At 32.8% G+C, this 17,947-nt stretch carries 15 protein-coding genes and 1 riboswitch; of the genes, 13 read left to right on the top strand and 2 right to left on the bottom strand.

Annotation, left to right across the window (positions count from 1 at the left end):
* The first annotated feature begins 11 nt into the window (after positions 1-11).
* The 9 genes from D4Z93_RS02560 to D4Z93_RS02600 all read left to right on the top strand — a co-directional run bounded on the left by D4Z93_RS02560 (position 12) and on the right by D4Z93_RS02600 (position 10,444).
* Positions 12-1,154: an acyl-CoA dehydrogenase gene (locus D4Z93_RS02560; protein WP_119970187.1), complete on the top strand. Its 1,143-nt coding sequence runs from the start codon at positions 12-14 to the stop codon at positions 1,152-1,154.
* Positions 1,155-1,167: 13 nt separating this feature from the next.
* Positions 1,168-1,947, top strand: a complete 780-nt coding sequence (locus D4Z93_RS02565; RefSeq protein WP_119970188.1) for an electron transfer flavoprotein subunit beta/FixA family protein — start codon at positions 1,168-1,170, stop codon at positions 1,945-1,947.
* Positions 1,948-1,968: 21 nt separating this feature from the next.
* Positions 1,969-2,970, top strand: a complete 1,002-nt coding sequence (locus D4Z93_RS02570; RefSeq protein WP_119970189.1) for an electron transfer flavoprotein subunit alpha/FixB family protein — start codon at positions 1,969-1,971, stop codon at positions 2,968-2,970.
* A 47-nt stretch (positions 2,971-3,017) separates the two neighbouring features.
* Positions 3,018-3,866 (top strand): 3-hydroxybutyryl-CoA dehydrogenase, encoded by an 849-nt coding sequence (locus D4Z93_RS02575; protein ID WP_119970190.1) that lies wholly within the window; start codon positions 3,018-3,020, stop codon positions 3,864-3,866.
* Positions 3,867-4,140: 274 nt separating this feature from the next.
* Positions 4,141-5,031, top strand: a complete 891-nt coding sequence (locus tag D4Z93_RS02580; RefSeq protein WP_119970191.1) for a sulfide/dihydroorotate dehydrogenase-like FAD/NAD-binding protein — start codon at positions 4,141-4,143, stop codon at positions 5,029-5,031.
* The gene (gene gltA / locus D4Z93_RS02585; RefSeq protein WP_119970192.1) at positions 5,032-6,423 is read left to right on the top strand and encodes an NADPH-dependent glutamate synthase; all 1,392 of its coding nucleotides are present in this window, start codon (positions 5,032-5,034) and stop codon (positions 6,421-6,423) included. It abuts the gene before it with no gap.
* Positions 6,424-6,492: 69 nt separating this feature from the next.
* Positions 6,493-7,404 (top strand): DNA-3-methyladenine glycosylase family protein, encoded by a 912-nt coding sequence (locus D4Z93_RS02590; protein ID WP_119970193.1) that lies wholly within the window; start codon positions 6,493-6,495, stop codon positions 7,402-7,404.
* A gap of 735 nt (positions 7,405-8,139) precedes the next feature.
* The gene (locus D4Z93_RS02595; protein WP_119970194.1) at positions 8,140-9,621 is read left to right on the top strand and encodes a 4Fe-4S dicluster domain-containing protein; all 1,482 of its coding nucleotides are present in this window, start codon (positions 8,140-8,142) and stop codon (positions 9,619-9,621) included.
* A gap of 130 nt (positions 9,622-9,751) precedes the next feature.
* Entirely contained in the window at positions 9,752-10,444 is a 693-nt protein-coding gene (locus D4Z93_RS02600) for a TVP38/TMEM64 family protein (protein ID WP_119970195.1), read from the top strand.
* A gap of 11 nt (positions 10,445-10,455) precedes the next feature.
* Here D4Z93_RS02600 and D4Z93_RS13675 read toward each other — a convergent pair whose 3' ends face one another.
* The gene (locus tag D4Z93_RS13675; RefSeq protein ID WP_119970196.1) at positions 10,456-11,097 is read right to left on the bottom strand and encodes a TIGR01906 family membrane protein; all 642 of its coding nucleotides are present in this window, start codon (positions 11,095-11,097) and stop codon (positions 10,456-10,458) included.
* Between the two features lie 229 nt (positions 11,098-11,326).
* A complete protein-coding gene (locus D4Z93_RS02610) occupies positions 11,327-12,820 on the bottom strand; it encodes an ISLre2 family transposase (protein ID WP_119970197.1) in 1,494 nt (497 codons plus the stop codon).
* A 390-nt stretch (positions 12,821-13,210) separates the two neighbouring features.
* Here D4Z93_RS02610 and groES point away from each other — a divergent pair, with 390 nt between their 5' ends.
* From groES to guaB, 4 genes are all read left to right on the top strand, one after another.
* Positions 13,211-13,495 carry a co-chaperone GroES gene (gene groES, locus D4Z93_RS02615; RefSeq protein ID WP_119970198.1) on the top strand — a complete coding sequence of 95 codons (285 nt, stop codon included), beginning with the start codon at positions 13,211-13,213 and terminating at the stop codon, positions 13,493-13,495.
* 59 nt (positions 13,496-13,554) lie between these two features.
* Positions 13,555-15,189, top strand: a complete 1,635-nt coding sequence (gene groL, locus D4Z93_RS02620) for a chaperonin GroEL (RefSeq protein WP_119970199.1) — start codon at positions 13,555-13,557, stop codon at positions 15,187-15,189.
* 117 nt (positions 15,190-15,306) lie between these two features.
* Positions 15,307-16,050, top strand: a complete 744-nt coding sequence (locus D4Z93_RS02625; RefSeq protein WP_119970200.1) for a prepilin peptidase — start codon at positions 15,307-15,309, stop codon at positions 16,048-16,050.
* A 178-nt stretch (positions 16,051-16,228) separates the two neighbouring features.
* Positions 16,229-16,326: riboswitch (purine riboswitch) on the top strand.
* A gap of 113 nt (positions 16,327-16,439) precedes the next feature.
* Positions 16,440-17,894, top strand: coding sequence for an IMP dehydrogenase (gene guaB, locus D4Z93_RS02630; protein ID WP_119970201.1), 1,455 nt, complete (start codon positions 16,440-16,442; stop codon positions 17,892-17,894).
* The last annotated feature ends 53 nt before the right edge of the window (positions 17,895-17,947 follow it).

Raw genomic sequence — 17,947 nt, forward strand, 5'->3', positions numbered from 1 at the left:
AGGTTAATATAATGAATTTTGGTTTGACAAAGGAACAAGAATTAATAAAACAGATGGCAGCTGAATTTGTAAAAAATGAGGTAGAGCCACTTGCAAAAGAAGTTGACGCAGAAGAAAAATACCCGATAGAAACAATGAGAAAAATGGCAAAATATGAGATGCTGGGTATGCCTTATCCTGAAGAATTAGGCGGAGCCGGTGCCGATTATTTAAGTTATATACTGATAGTAGAGGAACTTGCAAAAGCATGCACAACTACTTCAACAGCGTTTTCAGCACATACATCACTATGCTGCTGGCCAATATATAACTTCGGAACAGAGGAGCAGAAGAAAAAATTCCTCCCGGATCTATTAAGCGGAAAGAAAATAGGTGCATTTGCATTAACTGAGCCTAATGCAGGAACAGATTCTGCAGCACAGCAGACAACGGCAAGAAAAGAAGGAGACAGTTACATATTAAATGGCTCCAAGATATTTATAACAAATGGAGGATATGCAGACACTTTTGTAACTTTTGCAATGACAGACAAGAGCAAGGGCACAAGGGGAATATCAGCATTTGTAATTGAAAGGGGAATGCCCGGCTTCACAATAGGAAAAGTAGAAGACAAGATGGGAATCAGGGGATCTTCAACAACAGAACTTATATTTGAAGATTTAAAAGTACCGGAAGAAAACCTTTTAGGAAAAGAAGGAAAAGGTTTTAAAGTTGCGATGACAACACTTGACGGCGGCAGAATAGGAATAGCCGCACAGGCTCTTGGAATAGCAGAAGGGGCACTTGAATATGCTATAAACTATATGAAGGAAAGAAAACAATTTGGTAGACCTATAGCAGCATTCCAGGGACTGCAGTGGTATGTAGCTGAAATGGACACTAAAGTAGAGGCAGCAAAATATCTTGTATACAAAGCAGCATGGAGAAAGCAGGAAGGGCTTCCATTTACAGTAGATGCAGCACAGGCAAAATTGTTTGCGGCAGAAACTGCAATGGCTGTAACAACTAAGGCAGTGCAGATTCTTGGTGGCTATGGATACACCAAGGATTATCCGCTTGAGAGAATGATGAGAGATGCCAAGATAACAGAAATATATGAAGGAACATCAGAAGTTCAAAAGATGGTTATCTCGGGCAATTTGTTAAAGAAATAGGAGGGTTAAACATATGAATATAGTAGTTTGCTTAAAACAGGTACCTGATACCAACGAAGTTAAGATAGATCCAAAAACCGGGACACTTATAAGAGAAGGAGTTCCATCTATAATAAACCCCGATGATAAAAATGCACTTGAAGGTGCTATTGAGTTAAAAGAAAGTCAGGGGGCAAAAGTAACAGTAATAAGCATGGGACCTCCACAGGCCGACAGGGCTTTAAGAGAGGCTCTCGCAATGGGTGCAGACGAGGCAATATTGATCTCCGACAGGGCATTTGCAGGAGCAGATACTTTAGCAACATCAAATGCACTTGCAGGTGCACTCAGAAAACTTGACTATGACATAGTATTTGCAGGCAGACAGGCTATAGATGGAGATACCGCACAGGTAGGACCTGAAATAGCAGAGCACCTCGGAATTCCTCAGGTAACATATGTAGAGGATGTAAAGGTAGACGGGAACGAACTTACTGTAAAGAAATCACTTGAAGATGGATATGAAATGATAAAAGTAAAGACACCGGTTCTTTTGACTGCAATAAAAGAATTGAATGAACCGAGATATATGTATATGTCAAAGATATTTGATGCTTACAAGAGGGAAGTAAAATTATGGACGGCAGATGATATTGATGTAGATAAATCCCTTCTTGGACTGAAAGGCTCACCTACAAAGGTTAAGAAATCCTGGCCAAAAGCAGCAAAAGGAAAGGGAGAAATTGTAGATAAACCATTCAAAGAAGCAGCTGCATATGGAGTTGCAAAACTTAAAGAAAAACATTTCATCTAAATTTATAGGAGGGATTTAAACATGAGTATAGCAGATTATAAAGGTGTATGGGTATTTGCTGAACAAAGGGACGGCAAGCTTCAGAAAGTAGCCCTTGAATTAGCAGGAAAAGGAAAGGAACTGGCAGATAAATTAGGAGAGGAAGTAACTGCCATTCTTCTTGGAAGCGGAGTGGAACATCTGGCAGAAGAACTGGTATCTTACGGTGCAGACAATGTTATATGTGTAGACAATCCAAACTTGAAACAGTATACGACAGACGCATATGCAAATGTTATACATGAACTTGTTAATGCAAGAAAACCGGAGATACTTTTAGTTGGTGCAACATTTATAGGAAGGGATCTCGGACCCAGGGTATCTGCAAGACTTTCAACAGGACTTACAGCAGATTGTACGGGACTTGATATAGACGAAGAAGGAAAGAACCTTCTTATGACAAGACCTGCATTTGGAGGAAACCTGATGGCAACAATAGCCTGCACGGACAACAGACCCCAGATGTCAACAGTAAGACCCGGTGTATTTGAAAAACTTGATAAGGATACATCAAGAAAAGGAAAAATAGAGAAAGTAGATATAGATGTTAAAGAAGAAGATATAAGAACAAAAATACAGGAAGTAGTAAAATCGGCTAAAAATATTGCAGATATAGGAGATGCAAAGGTTCTTGTATCGGGCGGAAGAGGACTTGGCGGACCTGAAGGCTTTGACATGCTTAAAGAACTTGCAGACGTACTGGGCGGAACAATATCAGCCTCACGTGCGGCAGTAGATAATGGCTGGATAGATAAGGCATATCAGGTAGGACAAACAGGAAAAACTGTAAGACCTAATCTATATATAGCCTGTGGAATATCCGGAGCAATACAGCATCTTGCAGGAATGCAGGATAGTGATTATATAGTTGCCATAAACAAGGATGATTCAGCTGCAATAATGCAGGCTGCAGACCTTGCTATAGTTGGTGATTACACTAAGGTAATACCTGAGATGATAGCACAGATAAAGGCTATGAATTAATTTTTAATTTATTTTGATTGTAATCTAAATTGAAAGGGGAAAGAAATATGAAGAAAGTATGCGTACTTGGTGCGGGGACTATGGGATCAGGAATTGTTCAGGCTTTTGCATCAAAAGGTTGCGAAGTAGTAGTAAGAGATATAAAGGATGAGTTTGTAGAAAGAGGAATTTCAAATATAAAGAAAAATCTTGATAGATCAGTAAAAAAAGGCAGGATGTCACAGGAAGATTGTGATGCTGTAATGTCTAGAATAAAAGGAACAGTTGACCTTAATATGGCAGCTGATTGCGATCTAGTTGTTGAAGCAGCAATAGAAAATATGAAAATAAAGAAAGAAATATTTGCAGAGCTTGATAAAATCTGTAAGCCAGAAACAGTTCTTGCATCAAATACATCATCACTTTCAATAACGGAAGTTGCTTCTGCTACAAATAGAGCGGATAAGGTTATAGGAATGCATTTCTTTAATCCTGCTCCTGTTATGAAATTAGTAGAGGTAATTAGAGGAATTGCAACTTCACAGGAAACTTTTGATACTGTTAAGAGTATAGCTGTAGAGATAGGAAAAGAGCCTGTAGAAGTTAAAGAAGCTCCAGGATTTGTTGTAAATAAAATATTGGTTCCAATGATAAATGAAGCTGTTGGACTTTTGGCAGAAGGAATAGCAAGTAAAGAGGATATAGATAAGGCTATGAAACTTGGTGCAAATCATCCAATGGGACCTTTAGAACTTGGAGATCTTATAGGACTGGATATTTGCCTTGCTGTAATGGAAGTACTATATAAAGAGACAGGTGATTCCAAGTACAGAGTTCATCCATTACTTAGAAAATATGTAAGAGCTGGATGGCTTGGAAGAAAGACTAAAAAAGGATTTTATGATTATTCAAAATAATGAAAATTGAGTAGTTTAATAGCTGTTGAAATGTAATTTGTTTCAACGGCTATTTTTATGAGGAATTTATGAAATGTTAAGATGGAATAATTTTTTATAATTAAGGATAATATATATGCGACAAGTGTGCTTTTTTTATATTGTATTAGATATATAGTGTTAAAGAAAGTTGGATTTATAAATTGTCTTAATAAAAAAGATATTCTATAAATTATGATATTTGTTATGTTATAATATAAACAGTAAAATTATTATAAATTATGGGGGAGTAAAAATGTATAAAATTCTAGATAAAAGAGCTCTTGCACCTAATATATTTTTAATGGATGTAGAAGCGCCAAGAGTTGCAAAGTCATGTTTGCCGGGTCAGTTTGTTATAGTTAGAATGGATGACAAAGGAGAGAGAATCCCTCTTACTATTTGTGATTATGATGCTGACAAAGGTAGTGTAACTATAGTATTTCAGACAATAGGCGGTTCTACACAAAGAATGGCTGATTACAAAGTGGGAGATGAATTTAAAGATTTTGTTGGACCATTAGGTAAACCTTCGGATCTTGTGACCTGTGATATCGAAGAAGTAAAGAAAAAGAACATAATTTTTGTAGCTGGTGGAGTTGGAGCAGCACCAGTGTATCCACAGGTCAAATGGTTACATGAACATGGAATTGATGCCGATGTAATTGTTGGATGCAAATCAAAGGAGTATTTACTCCTGGAAGATGAAATGAAGGAAGCAGCAGGAACTTTGTATGTTGCAACTGATGATGGAACTTATGGATATAAAGGATTTGTAACAGATTTATTAAAAGAACTCATAGATAATAAAGGAAAGAAATACGATTATGTAGTGGCTATAGGACCTATGATAATGATGAAATTTATAACGAAACTTACAAAAGGATATGGAATAAAGACAGTTGTCAGTCTAAATCCTATAATGGTTGATGGGACAGGAATGTGTGGAGCATGTAGGGTAACTGTTGGAGATGAAACTAAGTTTGCATGTGTAGATGGACCAGAATTTGACGGCCATCTGGTTAATTTTGATGAAGCCATGAGAAGACAAGCTATGTACAAGACTGAGGAAGGAAAGGCAAAACTGGATCTTGAAGAGAAAAAGGAAGGTCATAAGTGTCATGTAGGATTGGAGGGTGAAGAATAAATGGCTAATGATAGAATGATGAAAACACCTATAAAAGAACAAGAACCGGGTGTGAGAGCACATAATTTTAAAGAGGTTTGTTTGGGATATACTGAGGATGAAGCAGTTAAGGAAGCTGGCAGGTGTTTAAATTGTAAAAAACCTATGTGCGTTACACAGTGTCCGGTAACCATAAGTATACCTGATTTCATAGCCAGGGTTAAAGAAAAAGACTTTGAAGGAGCAGCTAAAATAATAGCTAAGTCAAGTGCACTTCCTGCGGTATGTGGAAGGGTATGTCCCCAGGAAAGCCAATGTGAAGGAAAATGTGTACTCGGGATAAAAGGAGAGGCTGTTTCTATAGGAAAGCTTGAAAGATTTGTAGCTGACTGGTCAAGAGAACATAATATAGACTTATCAGAGAAAAAACCAGACAACGGTAAAAAGGTTGCAGTTATAGGAAGTGGACCTTCTGGACTTACTTGTGCAGGTGATCTTGCCAAACTCGGATATGATGTAACAATTTTTGAAGCATTACATGAAGCAGGTGGTGTTCTGGTTTATGGTATACCTGAATTTAGGCTTCCAAAGGATACAGTAGTTAAACATGAGGTTGAAAATGTTAAGAAATTAGGAGTAAAGATAGAAACAGATGTAATAATAGGTAAAACTATTACTATAGATCAGTTGATAGAAGATGAAGGATTTGAGGCTGTATTTATAGGTTCCGGGGCAGGACTTCCAAAATTTATGGGTATAAATGGAGAAAATTTGAATGGAGTATTTTCTGCAAATGAATTTTTAACTAGAAATAACTTGATGAAAGCGTTTAAAAATGACTATGATACACCAATCAAGATTGGAAAGAAGGTAGCAGTAGTAGGCGGTGGAAACGTTGCAATGGATGCCGCTAGAATGGCCTTGAGGCTGGGAGCAGAGGTACATATAGTTTATAGAAGATCAGAGGAAGAACTTCCGGCTAGAGCTGAAGAAGTACATCATGCAAAAGAAGAAGGCATTATATTTAATCTGCTGAACAATCCGGTGGAGATTTTAGGTGATGAAAAAGGCTGGGTTAAAGGCATGAAATGTATAAAGATGAAACTCGGTGAACCAGATGCTTCTGGAAGAAGGAGACCGGTGCCAATAGAAGGATCGGAATTTATAATAGATGTTGATACAGTTATAATGTCACTTGGAACCTCGCCAAATCCATTAATTTCGTCGACAACGAATGGTTTAGAGGTTAATAAGCGTAAGTGTATAATAGCAGAAGAGGATACTGGATTAACTACTAAAAAAGGTGTATATGCAGGAGGAGATGCTGTAACTGGAGCTGCTACAGTAATACTTGCTATGGGTGCAGGAAAGAAAGCTGCTGTTGCGATTGATAAATATTTAAGTAGCAAATAGCCTGATATTAAAAGAGCTGTACTTGTACAGCTCTTTTAATAATTAATAAATTGATTGGAGCGTGAACTAATGGATTTTAATTGTGTAGAAAGTTTTGAACATGGTGTTATTTTGAAGAATGTTAGAAGTTTTGAATTGAATCATATTTTTGACTGTGGACAATGCTTTAGATGGCACAAACAAAAAAACGGGAATTACATAGGTGTAGCATTTGAAAAAGTCATAGAAATTGAAAAAAAGGATAATGATGTAATTATATACAATACCACTGAGAATGATTTTAAAAGTATATGGTCTGATTATTTTGATTTGTATAGGGATTATTCTGAAATAAAGAGTATACTGAAAAAAGATGATATATTGAAGAAATCTGTTGAATTTGGATATGGTATGAGATTACTGAAACAGGACCCTTTTGAACTTGTTGTATCTTTTATAATATCTGCAAATAATAGAATACCAATGATAAAAAAAGTCATAGAAAATATAAGTAAAAATTGGGGTGAAAAATTACTATATAAAGAAAAAACATATTATTCATTTCCTGATATAGAGACTTTAAGTAATGTTTCAGAAGAGGATTTTGAAAAGTGTGGGGCTGGTTTTAGGGCTAAATATATAAAAAATACAGTAAATGATATATATGCGAAAGGAACATTTAAAGACGAAAATTATGATGAGCATTATGATTTAAAATGGATAAGTGACCAAAAATATGATGTGTGTCATAAGGAATTACAGAAGTTTATGGGAATAGGACCAAAGGTTGCAGATTGTATAATGTTGTTTTCAATGCAAAAGTATTTTGCATTTCCTGTAGATGTTTGGGTAAAAAGAGCAATGCAGTATTTCTATTTAGCACCAGATGTTTCACTAAAGAAGATAAGAGATTTTGGAATAAATAAGTTTGGTGAATTATCTGGGTTTGCGCAGCAGTATCTTTTTTATTATGCAAGAGAGAACAATATCAATGTAGGATGATTAAATATATTATTGTATTGAAACTTAGGCCCCACATAGGTTATATAGGGTTTGTAATTCCAGGCTTAACTTATGCGTAAACTGCCACTTCCAAAATTCGTCACCTAAAAAATTTCTAGTAAGTCTAAGTTCGTATTTATAAAAATCTAAGCAGATTTTATAAACTCGCAGGCTCAAACATATAAAATCTACTAAGATTTTCAAGAATACTTCGCTAAGGCTTACTAAAAAATTTTTTAATGTGCCTACATTTTGGAAATGTCAGCTTACATATAACTTAAGCCTGGTATTACAAACCCTATATTTACCTGCATATGATTCAATACATTAAGAGAAGTTCTTATAGATATAATAGTTATAAATTTAACATTTTTATTTTGCTTATGAATATTCATAAATGTTAATATATTCCATTAGTGAGTAAAACAATCTAATATAATAAAATAAAAAAATGTGTTAATCACTGAATAATTATAATTAATATAGAAATTTATTTGATGTGGAAATATTATAATTTATAAATTTAATAATTTTACATGATTTTTTTAATGCAATTGTTATAATTTTAACATATATATTTTAATTTACTAATAGTTGACTATTTCTGTTACAATACCCAATGCAATCTGTTATAATATCTTATGTCAGTTAATTTGTAATTTTAACATCTGTATTATATAAAAATACTGATTTCAATAATTTAATGTAATTTAATATAAAGAGAGGAGAAATAACATGATAAAATTTGAAACTCCACTAAAAGAATTGAAATTCCTAGTATTGAAGGAAATAGTTCATTTGGCTAGAGAAGGAAAATTCACGAAATCAGAATTGGAAAAGATACCTTTTAAAGTAATACCAGGTGATAAAGCACAGTATAGATGCTGTGTTTATAAAGAAAGAGCTGTTGTTTATGAGAGGGCAGAATTGGCAGCTGGTTTTGTACCAGATGGATCTGCTTTTGAACTTGAAGAACTAGAAGGTGATCAAATAATTCATGTTTTACCAGCAGCCTGTGATAAGTGTCCTATTCATAAATATACTGTTACAGAGGCTTGCAGAGGATGTATTCAGCATAAGTGTATGGAAGTATGTCCAGTTGGTTCAATAACCAGGGTTGATGGTAGATCATATATAAATCATGAGATATGTAAGGCGTGTGGGATGTGTAAAAAGGTTTGTCCTTATAATGCAATAGCTGAGGTTATGAGACCTTGCAAAAAAGCATGTCCAACTGGTGCACTGGAGATAAATCCTGAAAATAGAAAGGCTATTATAAAAAAAGATGAATGTATAAATTGTGGGGCTTGTATGGCAGCATGTCCATTTGGAGCTATATCTGATAAAAGTTTTATAATACAAGTGGCCAAGGAATTAATAAATAATAAAAAAGTATATGCAGTAGTTGCTCCTGCAATAACAGGTCAGTTTGGAAACAAGGTAAGTGTGCAAAAAATAAAAAATGCATTTAAGAAAGCTGGATTTTTTGGTATGTTTGAAGCCGCATGTGGGGCCGATGCAGTGACAGTACATGAAGGTGATGAGTTTGCAAAGAGAATGCAGGATGGAGACGAATATATGACTAATTCATGCTGTTCTGGATTTGTAAATTATATGGAGAAGATATTTCCTGATCAAATTGAAAGGATTTCTGGAACTGTATCACCTATGATAGCTGCCGGAAGAATGATAAAAAAACTTGATAAAGATGCAGTAGTTGTGTTTGTAGGACCTTGTACAGCAAAAAAGACTGAAGTACAAAGGGAAAGTGTAAAGGATGCAGTTGATTATGTATTGACATTTGAAGAACTTGCAGCACTTATGGCTGGTTTTGATGTGGATCCAGAAGAATGTGATGATGTTTCAGTAAATGATGCTTCATCATTTGGGAGAGGATTTGCACAATCAGGAGGAGTTGCAGCTGCCATAGAGAATTATGTTAATAATAAAAAAATGAATATAAATTTTAACCCGATTAAGGTGAGTGGACCAGATGAAATAAAAAAAGCTGTAATGATGGCAAAGGTTGGAAAGCTTTCGCAAAATTTTATAGAAGGCATGATGTGTGAAGGTGGATGCATAGGAGGTCCTGCAACTATGATTTCGATGATGAAATCAAAACCGCAGCTTATTAAATTTAAAAATCAGTCGGATAAAAAGTCTGTACTTGACAATGATAATATTAAAAAATTTGAAGAGGTAGATCTAGAAAGATAAAAATGTATTAAGCACATTAAAATTTTTTAATGTGCTTAATACATTTTTATCTTAATATAAATTAAATATATTGAATTATTTAGCAATATCGTTTATAGTATAAACTATTATATGTTTAGGAATGATAAAAATGATGAAAAAACTATATGAAAAGATAATAAAATACAAAACTTATATAGGATTATTTATGTTGATTGTACTCATTGTTTACTCAGGATATGAATATTATAATAAGTATTTCTATATATTTAAAGATCCAATTAAAATTAAAAATATAATAATGTCATATGGTAAGTATAGTATTATTGCCTTTATAGTACTTCAGATTATACAAGTGGTTGTCTTTTTTATTCCGGGAGAAATAGTCCAAATTTCTGGAGGCTATATATATGGTACAACTTTAGGAACTGTGATTTCATTTTTAGGCATAACTATTGGAACTATAGCTGTTTATGGTATTTCATATTTTTGTGGAAGACCTCTTGTTCATAAAATAGTTTCTAAGAAGGATTTTAAACATTTTAATAGACTTCTAAATCTTAAAAATAAAAAGTTAATAGTTTTTTTACTTTATTTAATACCAGGAATACCAAAAGACATACTTGGATATATATGTGGTATTTCTGAAATAAATATTAAAGATTTTATAATCTACTCTTCGCTTGGAAGAATACCAGGAATAGTAATATCAGCTTATTTTGGTTCTAAAATGTATTCTAAAAATTATACTTTAATGGCTTTTATAGCTATTATAATGACACTTCTTTTTATAGTTGGAGTATTTAAAGGTGAAAAAATAGTGGGTAAGTTAACAAAAAAATAATATGTTAAAGGTTATTTATGATATTTTACTTTTGAATAGTATAATACTTTTAATATTAATGCTATTACAACTATTATAGATACTATTAAAATTGCACAGTGAAGAAAAAACCTTTCTGGAAATATTGTTATTATGGGATCTTTGTTTGGATCAAAAAGCCAATATGTGTTTGGAAATACTATTTTATGAAATAGAGTAAAAATAGTGTCAAAATTTAGAAATAATATTAAAAATATAAGTGTACATATACTTAACAGTAAATTTGAAGATGAGTTCAGTATACTATAAGTATGAATTATATAATTCATACTTAACATAGAAAAAAGAGTAAATATGAATAATAACTTTCTTATATATAAAAAAATATTTCTCACTTCTATAAAATGTAGCTGTGCTTTAATTGAATAGGGTAGTATGGGCAGTGTAAAGGTTTTATTCTCATTAGAATTTATGAAATTTAGTATATGATTATAGATTAATATTATTTGAGTTTTATTTAGACCAGAAGTTTTTTCTATATTCAAATGTATTATATCAAAATAGTAAAGCCCTTTAAAAATTAATGTTATTTCTATAGCAAATAAGATTATAGTAAAAGATAAAATTAGACTAATAATACAATTTTGGAATAACCTTACGTTACTTTTAGTAATATTAACTCACATCCTTTTAAATTAAAAAATTCCTTATATTAATTATATCCATGAATAGAATAAAATTAAACTATTGTTCTAAATCCAGTTTGTGTCAAGTTAAAGTGGGCAATTTTATTTTTTAAAATTTCCATTGTAAATTCAGTTGATATTTTTCTTCCCGTATGGCCCCGTCCACAGCCCGGAAGGGCGCACTTATCCTGTTAACTTTTTATCCCGAGTTTTTAAATTATCTATAAACCAGTTCACTGAGATTTCTTTCCTGAAAAAAGCTCTGTATCGCTTTTCTGCCATTGGTTACGGCGCAGCCTGTAAATGGTATCCCTGCTTTATGTATATGGTAATACCTGCTCTTCTTAGGTTTCTTGTTAACATCAGCTGCCGTTAATGTTATAACCTCTTTTATTTTCTCCAGTTTATCATCTGAAATAGAACCTGAACATATCTCATCGATTGTTTGGTATATTCTTTTACCAGCTTTTTCTGCCAGTATTTTTGCCAGATTATTTGCACCCTTTATAGACCAGCTCATTTTTCTCCCTTTCATCCTCTGGGCCAGTATGTCACAAATATTATGCTCCATTGTGCCTAAATTCCTATATTCCAGTCCTTCAGGTGCCTCCGGCATCTTTATCTCTTCTCTTAAGTGATATGGCACTAATCCTGCCTTATTTTCAAAGAGATATGTATACAGTTTTTCTAATTTCTTAAACTTTTTTTCGTTATTAGTATACTTAACCATAAGACCTGTTAAGTATTCAAAACTCTTATCTATTTTTCCGTCATGCAGCATTTTCATGAGTTTATATGCTTCCTTTTTATCCTCCATATTTCTCAGTACTGCCTGACTTTTATGGAATGGATCTAACTGAAAATATACGCCTTCTCCACCCATGCTCTGTTTTATCCATGGGGCACCATCCCCATTCAAAATTCTTACTTCTATTTCATCTGTGTTATATACTTCTGCAATGGCGGCATCACTAAGTTCCTTGAATTTTTTACTTGTTCCAAAGCTGGCGCATGCTGTTTTATTATGAACTACATAGCCGTCTTTTCTGCCACCTCTCTTTTTCCAGCCCTCATAAGTTACTCCCAGCTTAAGTTCTTTCTTTTTAGACTTCCTTCCTTTAGGTTTATCTTTCCCCTGAATGCTTAACCAGATGCCGTCCATCTCCTGAAATAAGGCCTTAACTTCCCTTGAGCCCTTTAATTTTCCCATTTTATTCAGCAGTATCTTCCTCTCTTCCTTTTCTTCTATTTTAGAACCTAATTTTTGTACTACATTCCATACTGCCGTATGGCTGATTTCCTGGTTTGCCAGTTCTTTAATATTATTTGAAGTGTTCCTATAAGACACATTGGTTACATTGTCTACTATTTTTTCTACTAAAGTGCTTGAAATATGGCCTATTGTATCCATTTTTAAGTATTCATCCAGTAAGAATTTATATGCCTTTTTCCCTTGATCAGTTTTGTATTCATATATACGTCTGTCAAATTCTACATCTCCCATAATAGTTTTTATACACGTATGCCTTAATCCTTTATTTCTATATATTTCGGCATCTCTTTCATCCATTAACCTCCGGTCCAGGTGCGAAAGCACCTCTCTTAGAATTTCACATGCTGTATCACACGCATATTTATATATTTTTTTCTCTAAACTATTGAAAGTTATTTCATTATCATTTAAACTTAAAGTATCGTTTAAATTGTACATAATCTCACCCATTTCTATATAGTCTTATCAACTTATATTATAATGGATTTTTATGTACATGGGAGATACTTTTTGTATCTCCTTTATTATTTTAACCAGTAATTATTACTACCTTTGCCTACTAAAATTATACTCTAAGCTAAATCCATATTTATCGACTAAAAAATAGAAAAAACATGGAATCATTAGAAATAAAGAGAAATCAAAAGTTAAATTAATATTATTGAAATATTTATGAGTAAATAATTTAATAAGTATTAAATTGGAATTTGAAAATATATAGACTATTCATTATTATAATAATTGTATTAGCACTCGAAAGTAATGAGTGCTAACAAAGAATAAATAATTTTATTAAATATATAAAGTAATTTTTAAGGAGGGGTTTTAATGAATATTAGACCACTTGGAGACAGAGTTGTCATTAAAAGGTTAGAAGCAGAGGAAACTACAAAGAGTGGAATCGTATTACCAGGAGCTGCAAAAGAAAAACCTCAAGAAGCAGAAGTTGTTTCGGTAGGACCTGGTGGATTAGTTAATGGAAAAGAAGTAAAGATGGAAGTTAAAAAAGGAGATAAGGTATTATTCTCTAAATATTCAGGAAATGAAGTTAAAATAGATGGAGAAGAATATACTATTTTGAGACAGGATGATATATTAGCGATTGTAGAATAGTTTATATTATTAATACATCTATTAAGTACTATTGTTAATTCGTTGGGAGGTAAGTTTTTATGGCAAAGAGTATTTTATTCGGTGAAGAAGTTAGAAGATTGATGCAAAATGGTGTTGATAAACTTGCAGATACAGTAAAGGTTACGCTTGGACCTAAAGGAAGAAATGTTGTTCTTGATAAAAAATTTGGTTCACCACTTATAACTAATGATGGTGTTACTATAGCAAGAGAGATAGAATTAGAAGATCCGTATGAAAATATGGGTGCTCAATTGGTTAAAGAAGTTTCGATAAAGACAAATGATGTAGCAGGAGATGGAACAACTACAGCTACTTTACTTGCTCAGGCTATTATAAGAGAAGGATTAAAAAATGTTACAGCAGGAGCTAATCCAATGCTTGTAAGACAGGGAATAAAGATGGCAGTTGATAAGGCAGTTGATGAAGTTAAGAAAATTTCAAGTCAGGTAGAAGGTAAGGAAGATATAGCTAGAGTTGCATCAATATCGGCTTCTGATAAAGAAGTAGGTACACTTATAGCAGATGCTATGGAAAAGGTTGGCAATGAAGGTGTTATAACTGTAGAAGAATCAAAATCTATGGGAACTGAACTTGATGTTGTTGAAGGTATGCAATTCGATAGAGGATATTTGAGTCCATATATGGTAACTGACACAGAAAAAATGGAAGCATTACTTGATGATGCATATATATTGATCACAGATAAGAAGATATCAAATATTCAAGAAATATTACCGGTTCTTGAGAAGATAGTTCAGCAAGGAAAGAAGTTATTAATAATTGCTGATGATATAGAAGGAGAAGCATTAGCAACTTTAGTTGTCAATAAATTAAGAGGTACATTTACTTGTGTTGCAGTAAAAGCCCCAGGATTTGGAGACAGAAGAAAGGATATGCTTCAGGATATAGCAATACTTACTGGTGGTCAGGTAATATCAGAAGAATTAGGAAGAGACTTAAAAGAAACTACACTAGATATGCTTGGAAGATCAGAATCTGTTAAAATAACTAAGGAAAATACTACAATAGTAAATGGAAGAGGCGACAAGACTGCTATAAAAGATAGAGTCGGTCAAATAAGAAAACAAATAGAAGATACAACTTCAGATTTTGACAGAGAAAAATTACAGGAAAGATTAGCAAAACTTGCAGGTGGAGTAGCCGTAGTCAAAGTTGGAGCAGCGACTGAAACTGAACTTAAAGAGAGAAAATTAAGAATTGAAGATGCTTTGGCAGCTACAAAAGCCGCAGTTGAAGAAGGTATAGTTCCAGGCGGTGGAGCTTCATATATAAATGCAATTCCTGAAATAGCAAAATTAACATCAGATGTTCCAGATGTTAAAGTTGGAATTGAGATAATAAAGAAGGCTCTTGAAGAACCAGTAAGACAGATAGCTGCCAATGCTGGTGTTGAAGGATCAGTAATAATTGAAAAAGTTAAAGATAGTAAACCAGGTGTAGGTTATGATGTATTAAGTAATGAATATGTAGATATGATAAAAGTTGGAATAGTTGATCCAACAAAGGTTACAAGATCAGCTCTTCAAAATGCTGCATCAGTAGCTTCAACTTTCTTAACTACAGAAGCTGCAGTAGCAGATATACCTGAAAAAACTCCAGAAGCTCCAGCACCAGGTGGAGCACCAGGAATGGGAATGGGTGGAATGTATTAATTTTTATAAAAATGCTGCGTTTTTACGCGGCATTTTTTATATTATCTGGAAAAGTGGATATCATTTATTATAGTGTTAAGTGAAAGTTATGAATTTATTATTAGGAGATACTATATAATGGTAGGTTTTTTTATCTTTATTTTGGGTATGATTATAGGAAGTTTTTTAAATGTATGCATATATAGAATTCCAAAGGGTGAGTCATTAATTTGTCCGGCATCTTACTGTGAAAATTGTAGGACTAATATTATGATGTATGATATGATACCGGTTTTTAGTTATATAATATTACATGGAAGATGCAGAAACTGTAATGGTACTATTCCAGTTAGATATGCTATTATAGAGTTTTTGTCAGGATTAGTATTTTTATTAATGTTTCATATTTATGGTTTAGGCATTGTTTTTCTGAAATACTGCACATTAGTAAGTATATTGATTGTAATAGCAGTCATAGATTATGATACTACAGATATATATTTATCTACAGTAGCTTTAGGAATAGTATTTTCTATAGTTTTTATACTGATATATATTTATATTGGAATACCTGTTAAAAGTTACATATTGGGTGGAGTTTTTGGAGGCAGTATTTTTTTATTATTAATTATATTGACGCGAGGAGCAATGGGACTTGGAGATATGGAAATCATTACTTTTTGTGGTATGTTTCTAGGTATTAAACTTACAGTGCTTTTAATTTTTTTATCATTTTTAATTGGTTCAATCTGTGGCACTATACTCATATTGATGGGTAAGAATACTATGAAGGATTATATACCGTTTGCACCGTATATTTTAATAGCAACTGTAATATGTGCATCCTTTGGAACAAATATTTTTAATTTTATTGTATATTAATATTAATTTCTGCTATTAAATTAATATTATTAATGTAAACGTATATATTAGGTTTAAATGTATGTAATGTTTATACAAAATTATTGACAAAGTAGTAAAAATTGAATAGAATAGTGTAAATACTTTAAATTAAAAAGAAATATATGTTGCAATTTATAATTTGCATGAATTTTTGAAACCAAAAATATTTATTTAAACTCATATATCCCCTGAATATGGCAGGAAGTTTCTACCGGAAACCTTAAATTTCTGACTATGAGTGAAATTATTATAGTATTAGCATATTAATTTCACTTATATGTGTATTAATATGCTTTTATTGTATATATCTGTTGATTTATTCTATTATTTAATATTAAAAATTTTATTGTGAAGGGAAGTTGATGTAAATGGCAAAAATATTGAAAAATGCATATACATTTGATGACGCACTTTTAGTACCAAATAAATCAGAAGTATTACCGAGAGAGGTAACGTTAGCTACTAACTTGACAAAAAAAATAAAATTAAATATACCTCTAATGAGTGCAAGTATGGATACTGTTACAGAATCGAAAATGGCAATAGCAATTGCAAGAGAAGGTGGCATTGGTATTGTACATAAGAATATGAGTATAGAACAACAGGCTATGGAAGTTGATAAAGTAAAGAGACAGGAAAATGGAGTAATAACTGATCCCTTTTATCTTTCACCAGATAATACAATAAGCAAAGCTCTTGAACTTATGAGTAAGTATAGAATATCAGGTGTACCTATAACTTTAAATGGAAAACTAGTAGGAATAATTACTAATAGAGACATTGTATTTGAAACCAATTATGATAGAAAAATATCAGAAGTTATGACAAAGGATAATCTTATAACTGCTCCGGAAGATACAACCTTAGAGCAGGCAAAGGAATTATTAAAAAATCATAAAATAGAAAAATTGCCTTTAGTCGACTCACAAAATAATTTAAGAGGGCTTATAACAATAAAAGATATAGAGAAAGTGAAGAAGTTTCCAAATAGTGCAAAAGACTCGAAAGGAAGATTGCTATGTGGTGCTGCAGTTGGAGTTACAAAAGATATGATGGAACGTGTAGCTGCTCTTGTAAAAGCAAACGTTGATGTGATAACTATTGATACAGCTCATGGTCATTCTCATGGCGTTATTGAAGCAGTGAGAAAAGTAAAAGAAACATATCCTGATCTTCAGATAATTGCAGGAAATATTGCAACAGCTGAGGCAACAAGAGATTTGATAGCTGCAGGAGCAGATTGTGTAAAAGTTGGAATAGGACCTGGATCAATCTGTACTACTAGGATAGTAGCAGGGGTTGGTGTTCCTCAGCTTACAGCTGTTATGGATTGTGTAGAAGAAGCGAATAAGTATGGCGTTCCAATAATTGCAGACGGTGGTATAAAATATTCAGGAGATGTAGTTAAAGCTTTAGCTGCTGGAGCTAAGGTTGTTATGATGGGTTCGTTACTTGCAGGATGTGAAGAAGCTCCTGGCGAAATGGAAATATATCAAGGCAGAAGTTATAAAGTTTATAGAGGAATGGGATCACTTGCAGCCATGGCATGTGGAAGCAAAGATAGATATTTCCAGGAAGGAAACAAAAAATTAGTTCCAGAAGGTGTTGAAGGAAGAGTGCCTTATAAAGGAGCTGTAACTGAAACAATATTTCAACTTTTAGGTGGAATTCGTTCAGGAATGGGATATTTAGGTGCAAAAACCTTGCAAGATTTATATGAAAATGCTACATTTGTTATACAGACATCAGCAGGGTTAAGAGAAAGTCATCCACATGATATTTCAATCACTAAGGAAGCACCAAATTATAGTGTAAATCAGTAATATGTATTTTAAATCATTATTCCTCAATTAAATATGTTTTGGAGGTATTATTA

It is taken from the genome of Clostridium fermenticellae (assembly GCF_003600355.1).
Lineage (GTDB): Bacteria > Bacillota > Clostridia > Clostridiales > Clostridiaceae > Clostridium_AV > Clostridium_AV fermenticellae.